18 protein-coding genes are annotated in these 24,588 nt (G+C 69.1%); 13 read left to right on the top strand and 5 right to left on the bottom strand.

What is annotated here, in order from left to right:
• The first annotated feature begins 16 nt into the window (after positions 1-16).
• Complete coding sequence (locus BK819_RS01220) at positions 17-676, top strand: 2-phosphosulfolactate phosphatase (RefSeq protein ID WP_071327560.1); 660 nt, start codon at positions 17-19, stop codon at positions 674-676.
• A gap of 26 nt (positions 677-702) precedes the next feature.
• Positions 703-1,137, top strand: coding sequence for a DUF3054 domain-containing protein (locus BK819_RS01215; RefSeq protein ID WP_071327559.1), 435 nt, complete (start codon positions 703-705; stop codon positions 1,135-1,137).
• Between the two features lie 25 nt (positions 1,138-1,162).
• On the opposite strand, the gene BK819_RS01210 is transcribed toward BK819_RS01215, so the two are convergent.
• From BK819_RS01210 to BK819_RS01195, 4 genes are all read right to left on the bottom strand, one after another.
• The gene (locus BK819_RS01210) at positions 1,163-1,651 is read right to left on the bottom strand and encodes a SprT-like domain-containing protein (RefSeq protein ID WP_025104425.1); all 489 of its coding nucleotides are present in this window, start codon (positions 1,649-1,651) and stop codon (positions 1,163-1,165) included.
• Between the two features lie 44 nt (positions 1,652-1,695).
• Positions 1,696-2,223 (bottom strand): hypothetical protein, encoded by a 528-nt coding sequence (locus BK819_RS01205; RefSeq protein ID WP_071327558.1) that lies wholly within the window; start codon positions 2,221-2,223, stop codon positions 1,696-1,698.
• A gap of 81 nt (positions 2,224-2,304) precedes the next feature.
• Positions 2,305-3,165, bottom strand: a complete 861-nt coding sequence (locus BK819_RS01200) for a spermidine synthase (protein WP_071327557.1) — start codon at positions 3,163-3,165, stop codon at positions 2,305-2,307.
• A gap of 30 nt (positions 3,166-3,195) precedes the next feature.
• The gene (locus BK819_RS01195; protein WP_071327556.1) at positions 3,196-4,461 is read right to left on the bottom strand and encodes an LCP family protein; all 1,266 of its coding nucleotides are present in this window, start codon (positions 4,459-4,461) and stop codon (positions 3,196-3,198) included.
• A gap of 147 nt (positions 4,462-4,608) precedes the next feature.
• On the opposite strand from BK819_RS01195, the gene BK819_RS01190 reads away from it, so the two are divergent.
• The 5 genes from BK819_RS01190 to BK819_RS01170 are packed head-to-tail and all read left to right on the top strand — an operon-like array spanning position 4,609 to position 10,113.
• A complete protein-coding gene (locus tag BK819_RS01190; protein ID WP_071327555.1) occupies positions 4,609-5,898 on the top strand; it encodes a sugar ABC transporter substrate-binding protein in 1,290 nt (429 codons plus the stop codon).
• Positions 5,899-5,913: 15 nt separating this feature from the next.
• Positions 5,914-6,888 carry a carbohydrate ABC transporter permease gene (locus BK819_RS01185; RefSeq protein ID WP_025104420.1) on the top strand — a complete coding sequence of 325 codons (975 nt, stop codon included), beginning with the start codon at positions 5,914-5,916 and terminating at the stop codon, positions 6,886-6,888.
• Complete coding sequence (locus BK819_RS01180; protein ID WP_025104419.1) at positions 6,885-7,718, top strand: carbohydrate ABC transporter permease; 834 nt, start codon at positions 6,885-6,887, stop codon at positions 7,716-7,718. The genes BK819_RS01185 and BK819_RS01180 overlap by 4 nt, the downstream gene beginning before the upstream one ends.
• Positions 7,715-9,223: a glycoside hydrolase family 3 protein gene (locus tag BK819_RS01175; RefSeq protein WP_071327554.1), complete on the top strand. Its 1,509-nt coding sequence runs from the start codon at positions 7,715-7,717 to the stop codon at positions 9,221-9,223. Before BK819_RS01180 ends, BK819_RS01175 begins: the two co-directional genes overlap by 4 nt.
• A gap of 14 nt (positions 9,224-9,237) precedes the next feature.
• Positions 9,238-10,113 (top strand): MurR/RpiR family transcriptional regulator, encoded by an 876-nt coding sequence (locus BK819_RS01170; RefSeq protein WP_071327553.1) that lies wholly within the window; start codon positions 9,238-9,240, stop codon positions 10,111-10,113.
• Positions 10,114-10,125: 12 nt separating this feature from the next.
• Here BK819_RS01170 and BK819_RS01165 read toward each other — a convergent pair whose 3' ends face one another.
• Entirely contained in the window at positions 10,126-11,046 is a 921-nt protein-coding gene (locus tag BK819_RS01165; RefSeq protein WP_071327552.1) for a sugar kinase, read from the bottom strand.
• Between the two features lie 167 nt (positions 11,047-11,213).
• Between BK819_RS01165 and BK819_RS01160 the strand changes: the two genes are divergently transcribed.
• From BK819_RS01160 to rpoC, 6 genes are all read left to right on the top strand, one after another.
• Positions 11,214-12,887 carry an ABC transporter substrate-binding protein gene (locus tag BK819_RS01160; protein ID WP_071327551.1) on the top strand — a complete coding sequence of 558 codons (1,674 nt, stop codon included), beginning with the start codon at positions 11,214-11,216 and terminating at the stop codon, positions 12,885-12,887.
• An 83-nt stretch (positions 12,888-12,970) separates the two neighbouring features.
• On the top strand, positions 12,971-13,975 hold the full coding sequence (locus BK819_RS01155) for an ABC transporter permease (RefSeq protein ID WP_060922593.1): 1,005 nt from the start codon (positions 12,971-12,973) through the stop codon (positions 13,973-13,975).
• 34 nt (positions 13,976-14,009) lie between these two features.
• The gene (locus tag BK819_RS01150) at positions 14,010-14,975 is read left to right on the top strand and encodes an ABC transporter permease (protein WP_071327550.1); all 966 of its coding nucleotides are present in this window, start codon (positions 14,010-14,012) and stop codon (positions 14,973-14,975) included.
• Entirely contained in the window at positions 14,972-16,687 is a 1,716-nt protein-coding gene (locus BK819_RS01145; RefSeq protein WP_083391604.1) for an ABC transporter ATP-binding protein, read from the top strand. The genes BK819_RS01150 and BK819_RS01145 overlap by 4 nt, the downstream gene beginning before the upstream one ends.
• A gap of 286 nt (positions 16,688-16,973) precedes the next feature.
• Positions 16,974-20,477, top strand: a complete 3,504-nt coding sequence (locus BK819_RS01140; RefSeq protein WP_071327549.1) for a DNA-directed RNA polymerase subunit beta — start codon at positions 16,974-16,976, stop codon at positions 20,475-20,477.
• Positions 20,478-20,564: 87 nt separating this feature from the next.
• The gene (rpoC, locus tag BK819_RS01135) at positions 20,565-24,440 is read left to right on the top strand and encodes a DNA-directed RNA polymerase subunit beta' (protein WP_071327548.1); all 3,876 of its coding nucleotides are present in this window, start codon (positions 20,565-20,567) and stop codon (positions 24,438-24,440) included.
• Positions 24,441-24,588 lie beyond the last annotated feature (148 nt).

Genomic DNA, 24,588 nt, shown 5'->3' with positions numbered 1-24,588 from the left:
GCTCTAGGCTGGACGGATGCCGTCGCCGTTCGATCAGTCCCCGTACCAGGTCCGACTCGACTGGGGGGTGTCCGGGCTCGCCCGCCTCGCGCCGGCCGACGTCGTCGTGGTGATCGACGTCCTCCGGTTCTCCTCGACGGTCGCCGATGCGGTGGCCGGGGGAGCGGAGGTCGAGCTGGCCGGAGCGCTCGACTGGTCGCGGAACGGGGCGGCGGTGGCAGCCGCCGCCCCGAGCGGGGCCACGGTCCTGCTGGGCGCGATCCGCAACGCCGGTGCCGTGGCGAGGGCCGTGCAGGTGGAGCAGGAACGCCGCCAGGGTCGCACCTCGGTGGCGCTGATCCCGGCCGGCGAGCTCGACGCCGCGGGGGAGCTGCGCGTCGCCGTGGAGGACCAGCTCGGGGCCGGAGCGATCGCCGCGGCGCTCACCGATCTCGGCATCGACCACACCGCCCCGGACGCCGCCGTGGCCGCGGAGGGCTTCCGCGCGCTGCGTCGTGCACTGAAGCACCTGATCGGGGCGACGGGCTCCGGTCGCGAGCTGCAGGCCGGGGTCTCGGCGACCCAGCGGATGCGGGCCGCCGGACTGGTGCCGACCAGCACCGCGGACGCCGCCGTCCTGGACGCGGTGGACGCCGTCCCCGTTCTGCGCGACGGGCGGTTCACGCGCTTCGAGTGAGCACGCGATCCGCGTAGGGTCGAGGAATGAGGTTCCTCCCCGCACTCCTCGTCGACGCCGTCCTCGTCCTCGTCTTCGCCGCCATCGGCCGCGCCTCCCACCAGGAGGACCCGGCAGGGTTCCTCCTCACGGCCTGGCCCTTCCTCGTGGCCCTGCTGCTGGGACACGCCGCCGCGCTGCTGCTCCCTGGGCGGCCGCGTCGGCCGTGGTCGCTGTCCTGGGGTGCGGTCGTCTGGGCGGTGACGGTCGTCGGCGGCATGCTGCTGCGGCTGCTCAGCGGAGACACCGCGGAGGTGCCCTTCATCATCGTGGCGACGCTCGTGCTCGCTGTGTTCCTGCTCGGCTGGCGTGGTCTCACCGCGCTCGTCCGTCGAAGCCGCGGCCACCGCGGCGCCGCGCCGGCCGAGGAGGACGGCTTCGCGTCCGAAGAGCAGCCGCGCTCCGGCGGTTCAGCCGTCTGACTGGGCGACCCCGCTCCCTCGGCCCTCAGCGGGGGGCCTGCGCGGCGAGGCGGGCGTCGGTCGTGATCTCGCGGCGCGTCCAGGCGAAGAGGTGCTGGGCATCGAACGTGCGGGAGCACCGGGCGCAGGACGTCGCTCGGCTCGGTCGGCGGTGTCGATACGTGACGTGACCGGCCGGGCAGCGGCCCACCCACGGGGCGAGCTCGACGGCGGTCTCCCCGCGGTGCGTCGTGCCGCCGACATAGCCCAGGTCGCGCGCCACGCGCTTCCAGGCGGGGCCGTGGGCGGCCTGGTGCCCGGCGAGGGCGTGGGCCACCTCGTGCAGGAGCACCTGATGGATCTCGTCGTCCTCGAAGCGGGCGGCGAGATACCGCGACACGGTGATGCGCTTGCGTGTGTAGTCGCACTGGCCGGCGCGACGCTTGGCGTGGTCGAAGTCGAACGACCAGCTGTCGTCGAGATGCAACCGGATCAGTGCCTCGCCCCAGACGCGCACGCGGTCAAGTTCCGCCATGCGCTCAGGCTAAGGCATGCCGCGGACACTCGGGCGCATCGGCGTCAGCCCGCGACGAGTTGCGCCGGACGACGGCGCTCCACGGCCTCGATGGCGAGGAGCACGGTTTCCAGCTCCCGGTCCTCCGCGCCGGACTCGCGCCGCAGGAAGAGCGACTGCTTGAAGCTCTCCCGCGCAGTCTCGTAGTCCTCGGCGTCGTAGGCGTTCTTGCCGTGGTGCTGATAGGCGAAAGCGGCGATCGACAGCCAGCGCTGCCCCTCCGCCTCCGCGGCGCAGGTCGCCAGCTCCTGCTCGGCGGCGGCGTATGCGCCCCGGTACTGCAGGATCGTCGCGTGCAGCACCCGAGCGCGGAGCACGTCCTTGCGGGTGCCGGCCATCCGGGCCTGCCGCACGGCTTCGTCGGCGAGCGCGAGGGCGTCGTCGAGGCGTCCCAGCACCTTGAGCAGCCAGACCCGCTCGAGCAGGGCGGGAAGGCTGCGCTGCTCCTCGATCTCGGCCAGGCGAGCGGCGCACTCATCGAGATCGACCCGTTCGCGGAGGCTCTCCTGGTCGTATCCCCGGATCAAACTCATTGCTCTCCTTCCGCGCGTCCCCGCACCTGTCCCCGTCCAGTCTGCCTGCCGCTTCCGTGCTCCTCGGGGCGGCGCGCCACGTCAGCGCAGGAACAGCGAGGCATCGGGCCGCGGGGACGCGACGGCGTCGGCGTCCGTGACGATCCGGGCGCCCTGGAGGAAGGCGCGGGCCTCGTCCCCCTGGGCGATCTTCGCGGGATGCGGACCCGCGGCGATCATCCGGGGCAGCCACTCCGTCGGGAGAGGGGCGGCGGAGGCGGCCACGACGAGGTTGCCGAAGCGGCGGCCCTTGAGCACCTGGGTGTCAGCGAGGATCCCGATCTCCGGGAGCACCTCGGCGATGGTCGCGGCCTGGCGACGGGCGAACGCGAGACCGGGGCCGTCGGCCACGTTGACGAGCAGGACACCGCCGGGGGCGAGCAGCGCGGCGAGCTCCCGGTAGAACTCCACGCTCGTGAGGTGGGCGGGCGTCTGCGCGCCCGAGTACACATCCGAGACGACGAGGTCGACCGTGCCGACCAGCGCCGACGGGAGCTTCCGGACCCCCTCCCTCGCATCGCCGATCCGCAGCCGGATGGCCGCCCCCTTCGGCAGCGGGAGGTGCTCGCGGACGAGCTGCACCAGCGGAGCCTCCAGCTCGATGACCTGCTGGCGTGACCCGGGGCGGGTCGCATCGATGTACCGGGGGATGGTGAGGGCACCGGCTCCGAGGTGCACCGCGGTGAGCGGACCGGGGTGGAGCTGGTCGATCACCGCCCCCATCCGCACGATGTACTCGAAGTGCAGGTGCGTGGGGTCGTCGAGATCGACGTGCGACTGCGGGGTGTCGTCCACGACGAGCTCGTAGCCGCTCGTGAACTCCGACGGGACGATCCGGGCGAGGCCGCCGTGGTCGAGGCGGGTCTGCGGGTGCTCGGCGTCCCGTGATCGCGTCCGTCCCATGCCGTCGAGCCTACGCCGCGCGGACCAGGGTCAGCGCTGGTTGCCCACCGCGCAGGTCTCCTGCTCGAGGGTCTGCCCCGACACCTCCGGCGGGAGCGTCGCGCGCGGGTCCGGCGTCGCGGTCGTTTCGGGAGTGGATTCCGTCTCCGGCGTCGTGGGCGCCGTGGGAGCGGGGGTGACGAGCTCGACGCCGCGGTGCGTCGTCACGTCGCCGGTGAGCTGGAGCGGCTGCCCGGCTCGCACCGCGTCCCACAGGGCGGCCGCGGCCGCCTCGTCCGGCACGACCTTGTCGTCGTCGAACGGATCGGCGATGTTCGGGTACTGCACGAACACGAAGTCGCTGAAGTTCACATCCTTGAGGGCGAGTGTGAGCTGGGCCAGGCGCAGCGGGTCGGCGAGCTCATCGCTGGGATCGATGTTGTCGGCGATGGCGTTCGTCAGTCGAAGCACCTTGGGGATGTCGGTCAGAGTGTCCTCGCTGAGCACCTTCTTGGCCAGCCGTGACATGTACTGCTGCTGGTTGGAGATGCGCGCGAGATCGCTCTCGTCCCCCACGCCGTGCCGGGTGCGGATGAACTGGAGGGCTTCCACGCCCGAGACCGTCCGCATGCCCGCGGGCCAGTCGATGCCGGTGTGACGATCTCGGATGCCGTCGCCGGCGATGCAGACCTCGACGCCGCCGATCGCATCCGTGACGGCCATGACGCCGTCGAAGCTGATCTTGGCGGCGAACTCGATGGGGATGTCGCCCAGTTCGCTCACGGTCTTCGCGATGCAGGAGAGGCCGGCGTGCTCGAACAGCGAGTTCATCGATGCCTTCTCCATCGCGGATGCGACGGAGCCGTCCTCACGGGTGCACTCCGGTACGGGGACGCCGAGGTCGCGGGGGAGCGAGACGACGGTCACGTTCCGGGGTGCGGCGGAGACGTGCACGAGGAGGTTCACGTCGTTCCGACTGAGTCCGTCCGCCTCGGCGCAGCGTTCGTCGAAGAGTGCGGTGGCCTTCGGGCCGCACTCGTCCGTCCCCACGATGAGGAGGCTGAAGGCCTTGTCGTCGGGATACGCGCCGAGGGTGGGCGGGTCGACCTGCGGGGCGCCCTCCAGGGTGACGGCCCCGTCGCCCACGCGGTTGAAGACGTCCCAGACGAGGAATCCCGCGACCGCCACGGTGGAGACGGGGACGACGGCGAGCCCGATCCCGAGGCCCCGCAAAATCCGAGAGGTCCGGCCGCGCGTCGACGGCGGTGCGTGCCGGGGGAGCGGAGGGCGGTCGGCGTCTGATCCACGGCGGGGCATGCGGGGAGCCTACCCCGGAGGCCTGATGTTACGGCGGTATGACGATTCTGGGAGGAACTTGCAGGGAATTAGTTAGTCGTGAATACTTTTTCCTATCCCCGGTACGCACCCGATGCACACCTGGACTTTCAAAGAGGAGATCCCCCCATGCACAAGCGCATTCTTCCGGCGGTGGCGCTCGGCGCCGCTGCCACGATCGCTCTGGCCGGCTGCGCCGGCGGCAGCGGCGACAACGGCTCGACCAACGGCGAGGGCCAGGAGCTGACGGTCTGGATCATGAAGGGGACCAACCCCGACGCGACCGCCTTCTACGACAAGGTGTCGGACGCCTTCGAAGAGGAGACCGGCGCGAAGGTCACCATCGAGGAGATCCAGTGGGCCGACGCCCACGACCGCTTCGTCACCTCGATCGCCGGCGGCACCACCCCGGACATCGCCGAGACCGGCACCACCTGGACCGCCGAGTTCGCCGACGCCGGCGCGCTCCTCCCGCTCGACGAGTACGTCGACGCCGAGGACGGCCTGCGCGACGACCTCGTCGAGGGCCTCGCCGTCGCCGGCACCTACGAGGACGAGCTCTACGGCATGCCGTGGTACGCGGGTGTCCGCTCCATCGTCTACCGCACCGACGTCTTCGAGGAGCTCGGTCTCGAGGCTCCGAAGACCTGGGACGACATCGTCGCCGCGGGCGAGGCCATCAAGGCCGCCAAGCCCGACATGCTGCCCTTCCCCGTCGCAGGTGACGCCGAGTTCCAGGTCTACCCCTGGGTCTGGGGCGCCGGCGGCGAGATCGCCACGAAGGACGGCGACACCTGGACCAGCGAGCTCGACAGCGCCAAGTCGCAGGCCGGCATCGAGTTCTACACGGGCCTGGCCACCGAGCACGGCTTCTCGTCGGCCGGTGCGACCACCTGGAAGGAGACCGACCTCCGGGACGCCTTCACGCAGGGCAACGTCGCGATGATGCTCTCCGGCTCGTGGACGCCGAACGCGCTCATCGAGGCCAACCCCGAGCTCGAGGGCAAGATCGGCGCGGCCGTGATCCCCGGCCAGGACGGCGGCATCGCTCCGTCCGTGCTCGGCGGCTCGCACCTGTCGGTGTTCAACACCACGAAGAACGCCGACCTCGCGTGGGAGTTCGTCAAGCTCATGACCACCGGTGAGTTCGCCGAGCAGTGGTCCGACGAGACCGGCTACTTCCCGGGCGTCCAGTCCGCGATGGAGGAGGCCCTCGCCTCGACCGACCCGCTGGTCGCTCCGTTCGCCGAGCAGATGGTCGACGGCGGCGCGTCCGTCCCGGTCACGCCGAACTTCGGCGCCGTGCAGGCGAAGAAGACCACCAACGCCATGATCCAGGCCATCCTCAGCGGGCAGAAGGACGTCGCGACCGCGACGAAGGACGCCGCCGCCGAGATGACCGAACTGCTCAACCAGTAAGGAACCACTCCTTCCATGTCGATGGTGCAAGCGCCACTGCCGGCCACGAAGGCGGAGCCCTCCTCCGCCTCCGTGGCCGGCGGCCGGAAGCGTCGGGGTCTCTCGATCGTCACGGCCCGCCCCTGGCTCCTCCTCGCCCCCGGGCTGATCATCCTCGCGGGACTCATGCTCTGGCCGCTCGTGCAGGTGTTCCTCTACTCGCTGCAGGACTACGGTCTGCGCGAGATCAACACCGGTGAGAGCAACTGGATCGGGCTGGCCAACTACGCCGAGGCGCTCACCAATCCGACCCTGTGGACGGTGGTGCTCCCCAACACGGTCGGCTTCGCGGCCGTCGCGGTGTTCACCACCGTCGCACTCGGAACCCTCGTGGCGCTGCTGCTGGCGCGCCTGGGTACCGTGTGGCGCACCATCGTCTCCAGCTGCATCATGGTCGCGTGGGCGATGCCCGCCGTGACCGGAACGTACGTCTGGACCTTCATCTTCGATGCCGACCGCGGCATCTTCAACAGCGTCCTGCAGGACCTCGGCCTCATCGACGGCCAGGTCAACTGGTTCACCAACCAGTGGTCGTTCTACGCGATCGTGCTGCTGAACGTCGTCCACCACGGCTTCCCGTTCGTGGCCATCACCGTGCTCGCCGGGCTCCTGGGCGTCTCGAAGGAGATGCTCGAGGCTGCGGCGCTCGACGGAGCCGGCGCATGGCGCCGCTTCTGGAAGATCATCTTCCCGACGCTCAAGCCCGTCTTCTCCGTCGTCATCATCCTGTCGACGATCTGGGACTTCAAGGTCTTCGCGCAGGTCTACCTCATGCCCGGCGGCAGCGGCGGCAACCGTCAGGTGCTCAACCTCGGCGTGTGGTCGTACGTGGAGTCGTTCGGTCAGAACCGCTACGGATTCGGCGCCGCGCTGGCCGTGCTTCTGACCCTCGTGCTGATCGGCATCACGATCGTCTACATCCGCTCCCTCATGAAGGAGGACGAGCTGTGAACCCCCGCCCCAGGCTCCGGTCGCGCATCGGACTCGGCATCGGCGTCGCCGCCGTCCTCGTCTTCACCCTGTTCCCCGTCTACTGGATGGTCTCCAGTGCGTTCGACGCCAAGGCGTCCAGCGGCGGTCAGTCGCTCCTCCCGCAGGAGTTCACGTGGGACAACTTCGCCTTCGTGCTCACGGAGGGCGGCTTCGGCACGTATCTGCGCAACTCGGCGATCGTGGCCCTCGTCACGGTGCTCGTCAGCGCCATCGTCTGCCTGCTCGCGGCGGTCGCCGTCGCGCGCTTCCGCTTCAAGTTCCGCACCACCGTGCTGATGATGATCCTCGTGGTGCAGATGGTGCCGCTCGAGGCGCTGGTCATCCCGCTGTTCCTCCAGGTCAAGAGCCTCGGTCTGCTCAACAGCATCATCGGCCTCATGGTGGTCTACGTGGCGCTGTCGCTCGCGTTCGGCATCTGGATGCTGCGCGGCTTCGTCGCGGCCGTCCCGGTCGAGCTCGAAGAGGCCGCCTACATCGACGGCGCGAGCTGGTGGCGGATGTTCCGCTCCATCCTGCTGCCGCTCGTGATGCCCGGCCTCGTCGCGACGAGCATCTTCAGCTTCATCACGGCGTGGAACGAGTTCATCTTCGCCATGACGATCCTCGGCGCGCAGACCGACCAGTACACGGTCTCGATCGGCCTCAAGTCGTTCTTCGGCTTGTACTCGAACGACTGGGGCAGCATCATGGCCGCCTCGACGATCATCACCGTCCCCGTCATGATCTTCTTCGTCATCGTGCAGCGCCGGCTCTCCGCCGGCATGGTCGCCGGGGCGGTGAAGGGATGACCGACGAGCTTGAACGTCTCGCGAACGGCGTGCTCTGGCCCGGGTTCCTCGGCACCACGGCCCCCGCCTGGCTCGTGGAGGAGCTGCGCGACGGCCTGGCCGGCGTCGTGTACTTCGGTCAGAACGTCGGTGAGGGGCTGTCCGCGCTGAGTGCGCAGATCGTCGACGCCAACCCGCACGCCCTGATCGGCGTCGACGAGGAGGGCGGCAGCGTCACCCGCCTGGAGTCCGGAAGCGGCTCCACCCTCCCCGGTGCCGCACAGCTCGGCGCCCTCGACGACGTCGTCGCGTCGGAGCGGACCGGGGCGGAGCTCGCCCGCCGCGTGCGCGCCGTCGGTGCGAACGTCGTGCTCGGTCCGGTCGCCGACGTCAACACCGACCCGCGCAACCCCGTCATCGGCGTGCGCTCGTTCGGGGCCGAGGAGGCGCTGGTGACGCGTCACGTCGTCGCCACGGTCGACGGCATCCAGGACGGCGGGGCGGCCGCGTGCGTCAAGCACTTCCCCGGTCACGGCGACACCCACCTCGACTCCCACCACGCCCTGCCTGAGATCGCTCTCGACGTGGCCGAGTACGAGCGCGTGCACCTCGAGCCGTTCCGCGCCGCCGTCGAGGCGGGGGTGGACGCGATCATGACCGCGCACATCGTCGTCCCCGCGTGGGGCGCGCAGCCGGCCACCCTCAACCCGCGCGTGCTCGGCATGCTGCGAGAGTGGGGCTTCCGGGGCGTCATCATCACCGACGCGCTGGACATGGCCGCGATCCGCGAGACCGTCGGACTCGGCGGGGGCGCCGCCCTCGCTCTGGCCGCCGGTGCCGACCTGCTGTGCATCGGCAACCCGACCAACCCCGGCGAGGCCGCTCTTCCCGACCAGGACCGGCGCGACTTCCTCGCCGCCCGCGACGGGATCGTCGCCGCGCTGCGGGACGGCTCGCTCTCCCGGGAGCGCGTCGAGGAGGCCGCCGCGCGGGTGTCGGCCCTCGCGAACCGACTGCGCATGAGCGCAACCCCGGACGAGGGAGCCGCCGCGTTCGACGCCGCCGAGATCGTCCGTCGGTCCGTGTCGCTCGCCGGCGATGCCCCCGAGGCCGCGGAGGCCCTGGCGGTGATCGATGCGCGACGTCGCTCGACGCTCGCGGTGGACAGCGCCGCATCGTACGTCGCGGAGGCGCTCGCGGGAGACGGCATCCGCGTGCGGCTCGACGTGGCCGCACGCCCCGTGGCCGAACAGGACGCCGTGATCGACGAGGTCGCCGCGGCGACCGGCACGACGGTCGTCCTCGTGGATCGACCGGATGCCGAGCCGGCGCAGCGGGCGCTGATCGAGCGGACCGCGCTCCGGGACCCGGATGCGGTCGTGGTGAACGTCGGTCTGCCCGTGCAGGAGCCGCTGCCGCTGCCGACCGTCGAGGTCGGCGCCGCCAGCCGGCTCGGCGCTCAGACCGCGCGGGACGCGCTCCTCGGCCGCTTCCGGCCGCGACAGAGGACGACCGCCGCCGGTTGAGACGGGATCAGCGCATGGACGACGACGTTCTGGCCGTGGTGCGGCGCTCCCTCCCCAAGCTCAGCGCGGCGGAGGGACGCGTCGCCGAGAGGATCCTCGGAGACCCCACCCTCGTGGTGGATCTCGCGATCAACGACCTCGCGCAGCTCTGCCAGACCTCGCTGTCGACCGTCGCGCGCTTCGCGCAGTCGCTCGGCTACAGCGGCTACCGGGAGCTGAGGGTCGCCGTCGCGCGGGCGGTCACCCTGGCCCAGGCGCAGCAGGCCCGGTTCGGACTCGACTCCACGGCGATCGACCGGGACGACGGACCGGCGGCGATCGCCGCGAAGCTCGCGGCGCAGGAGATCGACGCGATCGAGAAGACGGCCAGGGCCCTCGATGCGGACGCGCTCGACCGGGTGGCGCGGGCGGTGGTCGTCGCCCGGCACATCGACCTGTTCGGGCAGGCGGCGTCGTCGCTGACCGCCCAGGACCTCCAGCTCAAGCTCTCCCGGATCGGCTGCTCGGTGACCCACTCGGCCGATCCGCACCTCGCGGTCACCGCGGCCGCGCTGCGGTCCTCCGCGGATGTGGCGATCGCCTTCTCGCACGGCGGCGAGACGGCCGAGACGGTCCGTGCCCTGGAGGTCGCGCGGGCCGCGGGCGCCCTTGCGGTGGCCGTGACGAGCGCTGCCGACTCCCCGCTCGCGGCCCTCGCCGACGTCGTGCTCCTCAGCCAGGCGCAGGAATCGCCGTACCGGATGGCCGCCATGTCGAGCCGGATCGCGCAGCTCGCGCTCATCGATGTGCTGTTCGTGCGCATCGTGCAGTACCGGGGCGAGCACGTCGCAGTGTCGTTGCAGCGCACGCACGACGCGGTCCCGCCGCGGCACGGCCGCCACGCGGACTGAGCCGTCGCCGGATCAGTCGACGTGGTCGCGCGTGCTGGCGATCGCGCGCGTCGCGATGCGGTGGGCGCGGGCCAGGCTTCCATGCAGCGTCAGGCCGGTGAGGACGCCGGCGAGGAAGCCGGCGGCGAACGCGTCGCCCGCCCCGATCGTCTCCACCACCGGCACATCGAGGGCATCGCTCGCGGCGCGCTCGGCGCCGTCGAACGCCACGGCGCCGGCGGGGTCGGTCACGACCAGGTAGCGCGGCTCGGGGAACAGCGTGCGCAGGTCGTCCGGCGCGCTCGTCCCGAACACGGCCTCGGCGTCGGGGCGGGTGCAGAACAGGACGTCGGCGCGGTGGGCGAGATCGGTGAGGACGGCGCGTCCGTCGTCTTCCCGGCCCCGCCACAGCGCGGGGCGCCAGTTCAGATCGAAGCTGACGAGACGGCCGGGGCGCGGCGCCGCGACCAGGGCCTCCTGGGCCGCGCGTGCGGAGGGCGAAAGCGCAGGCGTGATGCCGGAGGTGTGCACGAGGGCCGCCGCGGCGAGCAGATCCACCGCCACGGGCGACTCCAGCGACGCCGGCGACAGCGCCGCCGCGGCCGACCCGGCACGGTAGTAGTGCATCGTCCCCTCCACGGCGCCGTCCGCCCGCGGTGAGAGCTCCTTGACGTAGATCCCCGTCGGTGCGACCGGGTCGACCTCCACGGCCCGATCGTCCACGCCGTGCGCACGGAGCTCGGCGGTGAGGAAGCGTCCGAAGCCGTCGTCGCCGACGCGGGACACGACCGCGGTGCGGATGCCGGCGGAGGCCAGCGCGATCGCGGTGTTCCACTCGGCCCCGGCGAGGGAGCGGTGGAACGTGCGGCAGGATTCGAGCGGTCCGGCGGTGGCGGCGACGAGGGCGACCAGGCCCTCGCCCAGGCACACGACGCGGGGAGTGGTGTCCGGCACGTTCTGGACATTACCGGATCACGGGCGGCCCCGCGTCGATACCGGATCGCAACATCGGACTCTTGGCATCCGCCTGGCCGCTGGGTACCTTCGAGGAATCACCGTCTCCGCGGCGACGATGCCCGGAGACGCGCAAGGAAGCGCCCGACAGGGAAGGTCATACACCCATGCACCAGTCAGCCATGCCTCGGCGAGGAATCGCCGTCATCACCGGAGCGACCATCGCCGCTCTCGCTCTCGCCGGATGTGTCGCCAGCGAGCGCGGGGACAACGGGTCGGAGGGTTCCGGTGATGTCGACGGCACGTTCGTCTTCGCCGCCTCGTCCGATCCCGCGAGCCTCGACCCGGCGTTCGCGCAGGACGGCGAGACCTTCCGCGTCTCGCGCCAGATCTTCGAGGGTCTGGTGGGCACGGAGCCCGGCACGGCCGACCCGGCCCCGCTGCTGGCGGAGTCGTGGGAGTCGTCCGAGGACGGCATGTCCCACACCTTCGCGCTGAAGGAGGGCGTGACCTTCCAGGACGGCACCCCGTTCAACGCCGAGGCGGTCTGCGCCAACTTCGACCGCTGGTACAACTGGACCGGTCTCGCCGCCTCCGAGGCCTTCGGGTACTACTACAACAAGCTCTTCAAGGGCTACGCCTCCAACCCGGAGGACGCGGTCTACAAGTCCTGCACGCCCGACGGCGAGAACTCCGTCACGATCGAGTTGAACAAGCCGTTCGCCGGCTTCATCGCCTCGCTGTCGCTCCCGGCCTTCGGCATGCAGAGCCCCTCGGCGATGCAGGAGTTCGGCGCGGACGAGGTCGGCGGCACCGCCGAGGCGCCGCAGCTGTCCGAGTACGCCATGGGCCACCCGGTCGGCACAGGCCCCTACCAGTTCGAGGAGTGGGCGCCGGGCGAGCAGGTCACGCTCAAGGCCTACGACGACTACTGGGGCGAGGCCGGCCAGATCGACGAGATCATCTTCCGCACCATCGACGACCCGACGGCGCGTCGCCAGGCGCTCGAGTCGGGCTCCATCGACGGCTACGACCTCGTGGGCCCCGCCGACACGAAGGCCCTGGAGGAGGACGACTTCACCATGGTGTCGCGTCCCCCGTTCACGATCCTCTACCTCGCCTTCAACCAGGCGATCCCGGAGCTGCAGGACCCGAAGGTGCGTGAGGCGCTGTCCTACGCGATCGACAAGGACGCGCTGATCAGCCAGGTCCTCCCGGAGGGCACCGAGAAGGCGACGCAGTTCGTCCCGCCGGTGGTCAACGGCTACAACGACGAGGTCACGACCTACGACTACGACCCGGAGAAGGCCAAGGAGCTGCTCGCGGAGGCCGGCTACGACGAGGCGAACCCGCTGGCGCTGGACTTCAACTACCCGGTCAACGTCTCGCGTCCGTACATGCCGGACCCCGAGCAGATCTACACCGTCCTGTCGTCGCAGCTCTCCGAGGTCGGCGTGGAGACCACCCCGGTCTCCGAGGAGTGGGTCGAGTACCTCGACCGCACCACCGGCACTTCCGACCACGGCATCCACCTGCTCGGCTGGACCGGCGACTACAACGACACCGACAACTTCGTCGGCGTGTTCTTCGGACAGAAGAGCTCCGAGTGGGGCTTCGACAACCCGGAGCTGTTCCAGGCGCTGACCGAGGCGCGCGGGGTCTCCAACCTCGACGACCAGACGGCGCTCTACGAGGACATCAACGAGATGGTCGCGGAGTTCATCCCCGGCGTCCCGCTCGCTCACCCCGCGCCGACGCTCGCCTTCGACCCGCGCGTCGAGAGCTACCCCGCCAGCCCGGTGAACGACGAGGTCTTCACGGACATCGTCCTCACGAAGTAGGCCTGACCATTTGATATGCCGAGCCCCGGTTCCGCTCTCGCGGGACCGGGGCACGGCGTACCTTCTGATCGACGGAGAACTCTGTGCTGCGCACCATCGGCAGGCGACTGCTGTTCCTCATCCCCACCCTGTTCGGGCTCAGCATCCTGCTGTTCGCCTGGGTCAGGGCCCTCCCCGGCGGCCCCGCGGTCGCCCTCCTCGGCGAGAAGGCCACCCCGGAGGCCATCGCCAGGGTCAACGAGCTCTACGGCTTCAACAAGCCCCTCATCGAGCAGTACTTCATCTGGGTCACCCGGCTGCTGCAGGGCGACTTCGGCACGTCCATCCAGACCAACCGGCCGGTCACGGAGGAGTTCCTCCGCCGTTTCCCCGCGACGATCGAGCTGAGCGTCGCGGCGCTCATCTTCGCGATCGGCGTCGGCATCCCGCTCGGGTACTGGGCTGCCCGTCGCCACGGCAAGTTCACCGATCACGCGTCGGTCGTGCTGAGCCTCATCGGCATCACGATCCCGGTCTTCTTCCTGGCCTTCATCCTCAAGTACGTCTTCGCCGTCCAGCTGGGGTGGCTGCCCTCGGACGGCCGGCAGGATCCCCGGATCGATGCGACCCATCCCACCGGCTTCTACGTCTGGGACGGCATCATCACGGGGGAGTTCGACGCCGCGTGGGATGCGATCCTCCATCTGATCCTCCCGGCGCTCGCCCTCGGCACCATCCCGCTCGCGATCATCGTCCGCATCACCAGGGCGAGCGTGCTGGAGGTGCAGAACGCCGACTACGTGCGGACGGGGCGGGCCAAGGGCGTGGGCTCGGCGACGCTGCGCAGCCGGTTCATCCTCCGGAACGCCATGCTGCCGGTCATCACGACGATCGGTCTGCAGACCGGACTGCTCATCTCCGGGGCGGTGCTCACCGAGACGGTCTTCGCCTTCCCCGGCATCGGGTCGTTCCTCGCGCGGGCCATCTTCACGCGCGACTTCCCGGTGCTGCAGGGGTTCATCATCTTCATCGCGATCGCCTACGCCCTCATCAACCTGGCCGTGGACGTGTCGTACAGCTTCATCGATCCGAGAGTGAGGGTGCAGTGATGTCCTCCTCCCTCATCCGAAAGGAGGCGCTCGCATGAGCATCGCCCTCCCACCCGCACAGGGCCCGTCCGCCGAGAGCGGCGGGAGCATCGACACCGTCGCGATCGCCCAGGCCGACCTCAAGGACGGCGGCGGCGGCTTCTGGCGCGACGTCTTCCGACGGCTCCGGCACAATCCGACGGCGTGGATCGGCGCGGTCATCGTGCTCCTCTTCCTGCTCGTCGCGGTGCTCGCGCCGGTCCTCGCTCCGTACCCCGAGACCGCGCTCCCGGGGGCGAAGGAGATCACGCCCACGCACATCCCCGGCCCGGGGGAGCTGCCGCAGTTCCCGCTCGGTCTGGACCGGTTCGGCGGCGACGTGCTGTCGAAGCTCATCTGGGGCGCGCAGGCGTCGCTGCTGATCGGCGTCGTCTCCACCGCGATGGGCCTCGTCGGCGGCATGATCCTCGGACTCCTCGCCGGCACGTTCGGCGGCTGGGTCGACACGGTCATCATGCGCGTCGTCGACATCATCCTCTCGGTGCCGAACCTCCTGCTGGCGGTGTCGATCGCCGCGATCCTCGGACAGACGCCGTACGCCGTGATGATCGCCATCGGGGCCTCCCAGGTGCCGATCTTCGCGCGCCTGCTGCGGGCGTCCATGCTCCAGCAGCGCTCCAGCGACTACGTGCTCTCGGCGCAGACCCTCGGTCTCGGCCGCGGCCGGATCACGATGTCGCACGTCCTCCCGAACGCGATCGGGCCCGTGATCGTGCAGGGCACCCTGACCCTGGCCACCGCCGTGATCGATGCGGCGGCGCTGTCGTTCCTCGGCCTCGGCGGCGGCGGCCCCGCGACGGCCGAATGGGGCCGCATGCTCACGTACGCGCAGGCGGAGCTGGCGATCGCCCCGTGGCTGGCGTTCCTCCCCGGCATCTGCATCGCCGTCACCGCGCTCGGCTTCACCCTGCTCGGTGAGGCCCTGCGCGAAGCCATGGACCCGAGGACGAGGGCACGATGAACATCCGCGACGAGGGCGCCGTGCGCGCCGCGAAGGAGAACGGCATGGCGGACGAGCCCCTGCTGTCGGTCGAGGGCCTGGCGGTGGACTTCGCCACCATGGACGGCGTCGTGCACGCCGTCGAGGGCGTCGACCTCGAGATCCGCCCCGGGGAGACCGTGGCGATCGTCGGCGAGTCCGGTTCCGGCAAGTCGACCACCGCGATGGCGATCATCGGGCTGCTCGCGGGCGGAGGGAAGGTGGCCGCCGGCAGCATCAAGCTCGACGGGCGGGACATCTCCCGCGCCTCCGAGAGCGAGTTGCGAACGATCCGCGGACGGGACATCGGCCTCGTGCCGCAGGACCCCATGTCGAACCTCAACCCGGTCGCGAAGATCGGCACCCAGGTCGCCGAGACGCTACTCGCCCACGGCCTCGCCACCCGGCAGAACGTGCAGGCCAAGGTCGTCGAGGCGCTGACCGCCGCCGGTCTTCCGGATCCGGAGCGCCGGGCCAAGCAGTATCCGCACGAGTTCTCCGGGGGCATGCGGCAGCGGGCGCTCATCGCCATCGGGCTGGCGTGCAAGCCGCGGCTGCTCATCGCGGACGAGCCCACCAGCGCCCTGGACGTGACGGTGCAGCAGACCATCCTCGACCAGATCGGCGAGATGACGAGGGAGCTGGGCACGGCCGTGCTCCTCATCACGCACGACCTCGGGCTCGCGGCGGAACGCGCCGAGCGGGTGATCGTGATGCACCGAGGCAAGGTCGTGGAGCAGGGCCCCGCGCGGCAGATCCTCGAGGATCCGCAGCATCCGTACACCCAGTCGCTCGTGAAGGCGGCGCCCTCGGTGGCGGTGGCACGGCTGCGCCCCGAGGCCTTCGTCCGCGGCGCTTCGACAGGCTCAGCGTCGCAGTCGGCCCCGGGGTCCCTGAGCTCGTCGAAGGGCAACATCGTCGAGATCGAGAACCTCACGAAGGTGTACCCGGTGCGCGGCAAGCACGAGGACTTCGTCGCCGTCGACGACGTCTCGCTCGCGATCCCGCGCGGGGAGACCGTCGCGATCGTGGGGGAGTCCGGATCGGGCAAGACCACGACCGCGCGCATGCTGCTCAAGGTCATCGAGCCCACGAGCGGCCTCATCCGCTACGAGGGCAAGGACATCTCGACACTGAGCCGCGCGGAGACGAAGGACTTCCGGCAGCGGGTGCAGCCGATCTTCCAGGATCCGTACTCCAGCCTGAACCCCATGTTCACGATCGAGCGTCTGATCGCGGAGCCGCTGGAGTTCTACAAGCGGGGGAGCGGGGCGGACCGGCGCACGCGCGTGCGACAGCTCCTGGACGACGTCGCGCTGCCGCAGTCGATGCTGCGGCGCTACCCGTCCGAGCTCTCCGGCGGTCAGCGGCAGCGTGTCGCGATCGCGCGGGCGCTGGCCCTGTCGCCGGATCTGATCGTGTGCGACGAGCCCGTGTCGGCGCTCGACGTGCTCGTGCAGGACCAGATCCTGCGGCTGCTGGGCGACCTGCAGCGCGAGTACGGGCTGAGCTACCTGTTCATCTCGCACGACCTCGCGGTGGTGCGGCTCATCAGCGACTACGTGTGCGTGATGAAGGACGGGAAGCTCGTGGAGGCTGCGTCGTCGGAGGAGATCTTCACGAACCCCCGCGACCCCTACACGCGCCGCCTCCTCGCCTCGATCCCCGGCAACGAGCTCAACATCGCGTCCTGATCGTCCCTGACCCGAGACCCCGGTTTCGCGCCGAAACCCCGCCCTGCCTCCGCGGCGAGGGCGGGGTTTCGGCGCGGAAGCGGGGTCTCAGCGGTCCCATTACCGCAGCATCGAAGATTGGTCAAGGATTGCGCTTGCCATGTCGCGAGATCGCGTCTATAGTTGGTAGTTGCGCTCGCTTCTCCCTGCCCTCATATGGTGGTCGGCATCTCGTGAGCTTCTGAGCGCACTCCACCTGACGACAAAGGAATCGAGAAGCCCTGCGGGGCTCACGGAGGTTATTCCCTTGGCTGCTGCTCCCAACGCATCCACATCCACCACCACCAAGAACGGACGCGGAGCTTCCCGTCTCTCGTTCGCCAAGATCTCCGACACGCTGACGGTCCCCGACCTTCTCGCCCTGCAGACCGAGTCCTTCGGTTGGCTGGTCGGCAACGACGCCTGGAAGGCGCGCGTGGCCGAGGCCAAGGCCGCCGGTCGCACCGACGTGAACGAGAACAGCGGTCTGGGCGAGATCTTCGAGGAGATCTCCCCGATCGAGGACCTCGGCGAGACGATGCAGCTGTCGTTCACGAACCCGTACCTCGAGCCCGAGAAGTACTCCATCGAGGAGTGCAAGGAGCGCGGCAAGACGTACGCGGCCCCGCTCTACGTCGAGGCCGAGTTCATGAACCACCTCACGGGTGAGATCAAGACCCAGACGGTCTTCATGGGCGACTTCCCGCTGCAGACCGACAAGGGCACGTTCATCATCAACGGCTCCGAGCGCGTCGTCGTCTCGCAGCTCGTGCGCTCGCCGGGTGTCTACTTCGACAAGACCCCCGACAAGACGTCCGACAAGGACATCGTCTCGGCGCGCGTCATCCCGAGCCGTGGTGCCTGGCTCGAGTTCGAGATCGACAAGCGCGACCAGGTCGGTGTGCGTGTCGACCGCAAGCGCAAGCAGTCCGTCACGGTCTTCCTCAAGGCGCTGGGCATGACCAGCGAGGAGATCCTCGCGGAGTTCGCCGGCTACACCTCCATCGAGGAGACGCTCGCGAAGGACACGATCGTCACCAAGGAAGACGCGCTGCGCGACATCTACCGCAAGCTGCGTCCGGGCGAGCAGGTGGCCGCCGAGGCCGCCCGCGCGCTGCTCGACAACTTCTACTTCAACCCGAAGCGCTACGACCTCGCCAAGGTCGGCCGGTACAAGATCAACCACAAGCTGGGTCTCGACACCCCGCTGACGGAGTCGGTGCTGACGGTGCAGGACATCGTCGCCACGATCAAGTACCTCGTGCGTCTGCACGCGGGCACCGAGGAGACCTTCGAGGGCATCCGCGGCGGCAAGAAGACCGAGATCCGTCTCGCGACCGACGACATCGACAACTTCGGCAACCGTCGCATCCGCGCGGTCGGCGAGCTGATCCAGAACCAGGTCCGCACGGGTCTGTCCCGCATGGAGCGCGTCGTCCGCGAGCGCATGACCACGCAGGACATCGAGGCCATCACGCCGCAGACCCTGATCAACGTGCGCCCCGTCGTCGCCGCGATCAAGGAGTTCTTCGGAACCTCGCAGCTGTCGCAGTTCATGGACCAGAACAACCCGCTCGCGGGTCTGACCAACAAGCGTCGCCTGTCGGCCCTGGGCCCCGGTGGTCTGAGCCGCGACCGCGCCGGCGTCGAGGTCCGTGACGTCCACCCCTCGCACTACGGCCGCATGTGCCCGATCGAGACGCCGGAAGGCCCGAACATCGGTCTGATCGGTGCGCTCGCGACCTTCGCGCGCATCAACTCGTTCGGCTTCATCGAGACCCCGTACCGCAAGGTCGTCGACGGTGTCGTGACCGACCAGATCGACTACCTGACCGCCTCCGAGGAGGTCGACTTCAACATCGCGCAGGCAAACGCGCCGCTCGATGCGAAGGGTCGCTTCCGCGAGAGCCACGTGCTCGCGCGCCCCAAGGGCGGCAGCGGTGAGGTCGACCTGTTCCTCCCGGAGGAGATCGGCTACATCGACGTCTCGCCGCGCCAGATGGTGTCGGTCGCGACCTCGCTCGTGCCGTTCCTCGAGCACGACGACGCGCAGCGCGCGCTCATGGGCGCCAACATGCAGCGTCAGGCCGTGCCGCTGCTGCGCAGCGACTCGCCGCTCGTCGGAACCGGTATGGAGGGCTACACCGCCATCGACGCCGGTGACGTGATCACCGCCGAGAAGGCCGGTGTCGTCTCCGAGGTCTCCGCGGACCGCGTCGTGGTCATGCTCGACGAGGGCGGGACGCAGGAGTACCACCTGCGCAAGTTCGACCGCTCGAACCAGGGCACCTCCTACAACCAGAAGGTCGTCGTCAACGCCGGTGAGCGCGTCGAGGTCGGAGAGGTCATCGCCGATGGCCCCGCCACCGAGAACGGCGAGCTCGCCCTCGGGAAGAACCTCCTCGTCGCGTTCATGACGTGGGAGGGCTACAACTTCGAGGACGCCATCATCCTGAGCCAGGACCTGGTGAAGGACGACACCCTCTCCTCGATCCACATCGAGGAGTACGAGGTCGACGCCCGCGACACCAAGCTCGGCAAGGAGGAGATCACCCGTGACCTCCCCAACGTCAGCCCGGAGCTGCTGAAGGACCTCGACGAGCGCGGCATCATCCGCATCGGCGCCGAGGTCCGCCCCGGCGACATCCTCGTCGGCAAGGTCACGCCGAAGGGCGAGACCGAGCTGTCGGCCGAGGAGCGTCTGCTCCGCGCGATCTTCAACGAGAAGAGCCGCGAGGTCCGCGACACGTCGCTGAAGGTGCCCCACGGTGAGCAGGGCACGATCATCGCGGTCAAGGAGTTCAACGCCGAGGACGGCGACGACGAGCTCGGCTCCGGCGTGAACCGCCGGGTCGTGGTCTACATCGCCCAGAAGCGCAAGATCACCGAGGGCGACAAGCTCGCCGGCCGCCACGGCAACAAGGGTGTCATCGCGAAGATCCTCCCCATCGAGGACATGCCGTTCCTCTCGGACGGCACGCCGGTCGACATCGTGCTGAACCCGCTCGGCATCCCTGGACGAATGAACTTCGGCCAGGTGCTGGAGACCCACCTCGGGTGGATTGCCAAGCAGGGCTGGAAGGTCGAGGGCACTCCGGAGTGGGCTGGGAAGCTCCCGCAGGAGGCGTTCGAGGCCGCACCAGGCACGAAGGTCGCGACCCCGGTGTTCGACGGTGCGAGCGAGGAGGAGATCTCCGGTCTCCTCGACTCGACGCTCCCGACGCGCGACGGCGTCCGTCTGATCGACTCGAGCGGGAAGACGCAGCTGTTCGACGGCCGCTCCGGCGAGCCGTTCCCGGCGCCGATCTCCGTGGGCTACATGTACATCCTGAAGCTCCACCACCTGGTCGACGACAAGATCCACGCCCGTTCCACCGGTCCGTACTCGATGATCACCCAGCAGCCGCTCGGTGGTAAGGCGCAGTTCGGTGGACAGCGCTTCGGTGAGATGGAGGTGTGGGCCCTCGAGGCCTACGGTGCGGCGTACGCCCTCCAGGAGCTCCTCACGATCAAGTCCGACGACATCCTCGGCCGCGTCAAGGTGTACGAGGCCATCGTCAAGGGCGAGAACATCCAGGAGCCCGGCATCCCGGAGTCGTTCAAGGTGCTCATGAAGGAGATGCAGTCGCTCTGCCTGAACGTCGAGGTCCTCTCGGCCGACGGCACGCTGGTCAACCTCCGCGACACCGACGACGAGGCGTTCCGCGCCGCAGAGGAACTCGGTATCAACATCTCCAGCCGCTTCGAGGCCGCCTCGATCGACGAGATCTAATCCTTCGACGGGCTCAGCCGTCCCCGCGATGGCTGAGCCTGTCGAAGCCCAGACTTCTCAAAAAGAATTTCCGACACAGGAGAACTAGTGCTCGAGTCCACAACCTTCGATGAGCTTCGCATCGGCCTGGCGACCGCAGACCACATCCGCGCGTGGTCCTACGGCGAGGTCAAGAAGCCCGAAACCATCAACTACCGCACCCTCAAGCCGGAGAAGGACGGTCTCTTCGGAGAGCAGATCTTCGGCCCGTCCCGTGACTGGGAGTGCGCCTGCGGCAAGTACAAGCGCGTCCGCTTCAAGGGCATCGTCTGCGAGCGCTGCGGCGTGGAGGTCACCAAGAGCTCCGTCCGTCGTGAGCGCATGGGTCACATCGAGCTCGCCGCTCCCGTCACCCACATCTGGTACTTCAAGGGCGTGCCCTCGCGCCTCGGCTACCTGCTGGACATGGCGCCGAAGGACCTCGAGAAGGTCATCTACTTCGCCGCGTACATGGTCATCTCGGTCGACGAGGACGCTCGCCACCGCGACCTGGGCACCCAGGAGAACAACATCCGTCTCGAGCTGAAGACGCTCGGCGACCGCCGCGACTCCAAGATCGCGGAGCGCCTGGCGAAGCTGGAGGAGGAGCTCGCGACCCTCGAGGCCGAGGGTGCCAAGGCCGACGCCAAGAAGAAGGTCAAGGACGCCGCCGAGAAGGAGATGTCGCTCATCCGCAAGGGTGCCGACGAGGCGATCCTGAAGCTGGAGCGCGTGTGGGAGGACTTCCGTACGCTCGAGGTCGGTGCCCTGCGCCCGGAGGACGACGTCTTCCACGAGCTGCAGGACCGCTTCGGCCAGTACTTCGAGGCCTACATGGGTGCCGAGGCGATCCAGCGTCGCCTGGCCGCATTCGACCTGGCCGCCGAGGCCGAGAGCCTGCACCTGCAGATCTCGGAGGGCAAGGGCCAGCGCAAGATCCGTGCGATCAAGCGCCTCAAGGTCGTCAACTCGTTCCTCGAGACCGGCATGAGCCCGGCCGCGATGGTGCTCGACGTCGTCCCGGTGATCCCGCCGGAGCTGCGTCCGATGGTGCAGCTCGACGGTGGCCGCTTCGCGACCTCCGACCTGAACGACCTGTACCGCCGCGTGATCAACCGCAACAACCGTCTCCGTCGCCTGATCGACCTCGGTGCCCCCGAGATCATCGTCAACAACGAGAAGCGGATGCTGCAGGAGGCCGTCGACGCACTGTTCGACAACGGCCGTCGCGGTCGCCCGGTCACGGGTACCGGCAACCGTGCCCTGAAGTCCCTGAGCGACATGCTCAAGGGAAAGCAGGGTCGCTTCCGCCAGAACCTGCTCGGCAAGCGTGTCGACTACTCGGGCCGTTCGGTCATCGTCGTCGGCCCGCAGCTCAAGCTGCACCAGTGCGGTCTGCCCAAGCAGATGGCGCTCGAGCTCTTCAAGCCGTTCGTCATCAAGCGCCTGATCGACCTCGGTCACTCGCAGAACATCAAGGCTGCCAAGCGTGCCGTCGAGCGCACCCGTCCCGAGGTCTGGGACGTGCTCGAGGAGATCATCCGCGAGCGTCCGGTGCTGCTGAACCGCGCACCCACCCTGCACCGTCTCGGCATCCAGGCGTTCGAGCCGCAGCTCGTCGAGGGCAAGGCCATCCAGCTGCACCCGCTCGTCTGCGCGGCGTTCAACGCCGACTTCGACGGTGACCAGATGGCTGTCCACCTGCCGCTGTCGGTCGAGGCTCAGGCCGAGGCCCGCGTGCTCATGCTCGCGTCGAACAACATCCTGAAGCCGTCGGACGGCCGTCCGGTGACCCTGCCCTCGCAGGACATGATCATCGGTCTGCACCACCTGACGACGGTCAAGGCCGGCGCCAAGGGCGAGGGTCGTGCCTTCGGCTCCGTCGGCGAGGCACAGCTCGCGTACGACGAGGGCACGCTCGACCTGCAGGCGAAGGTCCGCATCCGCATCCCGGGTCTGGCCTTCCTCGAGGGCGAGGCTCCCGAGGGCTACGAGAAGCACGGCCTGGTCGACGCTTCGCTCGGTCAGGCGATCTTCAACGACGCGCTGCCGAAGGGCTACCCGTTCGTCCGCGAGCAGGCCGACAAGGGCAAGCTGTCGCAGATCGTCAACAAGCTGGCCGAGGAGTACCCCAAGGTCGAGACGGCCGCCACGCTGGACCGCATCAAGGATGCCGGTTTCTACTGGGCGACCCGTTCGGGTGTGACCGTCGCGCTGAGCGACATCCTCACCCCGCCGAACAAGGCGGAGATCGTCGCGGGTTACGAGAAGCAGGCCGCGAAGGTCCAGTCCCAGTACGAGAAGGGCCTCACGACCGACGCCGAGCGTCGTCAGGAGCTCATCAAGATCTGGACCGAGGCGACCGACGAGGTGCAGGCCGCGATGAAGGCGCACTTCCCGGAGGACAACACCATCAACCGCATGGTGTCCTCCGGCGCTCGTGGTAACTGGCTGCAGATCCGGAACATCGCCGGTATGCGTGGTCTGGTGAACAACCCCAAGGGTGAGATCATCCCGCGCCCGATCATCTCCTCGTACCGCGAGGGTCTGTCGGTGGCGGAGTACTTCATCGCGACGCACGGTACCCGTAAGGGTCTGGCCGACACCGCTCTGCGTACCGCCGACTCGGGTTACCTGACCCGTCGTCTGGTGGACGTCTCGCAGGACGTCATCATCCGCGAAGAGGACTGCGGCACGTCGAAGGGCCTCGAGCTCCCGATCGCCGCTCCGAACTCGCAGGGTGAGCTGGTGCGCGACGCGAACGTCGAGAACTCGGTGTTCGCCCGCACGCTGGCCTCCGACGTGGTGAACGCCGCGGGCGAGGTACTGGCCGCTGCCGGCGACGACGTGGGCGACGTGCTCATCGACAAGCTGGTCGCCGCGGGCGTCGAGACCATCAAGGTCCGCTCGGTCCTGACCTGCGACTCCGCCGTCGGCGTGTGCGCGCAGTGCTACGGCCGTTCGCTCGCGACCGGCAAGACCGTCGACATCGGCGAGGCCGTCGGCATCATCGCGGCCCAGTCGATCGGTGAGCCCGGTACCCAGCTGACGATGCGTACCTTCCACACCGGTGGTTCGGCGTCGGCGGATGACATCACGCAGGGTCTGCCCCGCGTGCAGGAGCTGTTCGAGGCGCGTACCCCCAAGGGCGCGTCGCCGATCGCGGAGGCCGATGGCCGCATCACGATCGACGAGACCGAGAAGGCCAAGAAGGTCATCCTCACGCCCGACAACGGCGACGAGCCCGTCGTCTACCCGGTGCTGAAGCGTGCGACCCTCCTCGTCGAGGACGGCCAGCACGTCTCGGTCGGTCAGCCCCTGCAGGTCGGCACGCTCGACCCCAAGGAGGTCATGCGCGTCATGGGTGCCCGCGAGGTGCAGAAGTACCTCGTCGGCGGTGTCCAGGGCGTCTACCGCTCGCAGGGTGTGCCGATCCACGACAAGCACATCGAGGTCATCGTCCGCCAGATGCTCCGCAAGGTCACCGTCGTCGACCACGCCGACACGACCCTGCTGCCGGGTGAGATGGTCGACCTGAAGCGCTACCAGCAGATCAACCGCGAGGCCGTGGCCGAGGGCAAGCGTCCCGCGTCCGGTCGCCCGGAGCTGATGGGTATCACGAAGGCGTCGCTCGCGACCGAGTCGTGGCTGTCCGCTGCGTCCTTCCAGGAGACGACCCGCGTGCTCACGCAGGCCGCCATGGAGGGCAAGCGCGACCCGCTGGTCGGTCTCAAGGAGAACGTCATCATCGGAAAGCTCATCCCCGCCGGAACCGGTCTCTCGAAGTACCGCGACGTCACGGTCGAGGCCACCGAGGAAGCCAAGAGCGAGCGCTACCCGAACCGGATCTTCGCATCCGACGGCGCGTACGCAGACGGCGACTTCGGCTACGTCGACTTCGACGCGTTCTCGACGGACGACATCACCCCCGGTACCTACAACTGAGGTGTGAGTGAGCGAACGAAGGCCCCGGGGTTCTCCCCGGGGCCTTCGTCGTCTCTCGGCGAGGTCGGGGTGTGCACAGCGTCGGAGATCCGGCGCGGCGCGCCGCCGGTGGGGCTCATCCATCGGGGTGTCGGGCGTCATCTCCGAA

It is taken from the genome of Microbacterium sp. LCT-H2, from assembly GCF_001866135.1.
Classification (GTDB): Bacteria; Actinomycetota; Actinomycetes; order Actinomycetales; family Microbacteriaceae; genus Microbacterium.
Note: the sequence above shows the minus strand (reverse complement) of the source record. Positions and strands in the feature narration are given on the sequence as shown.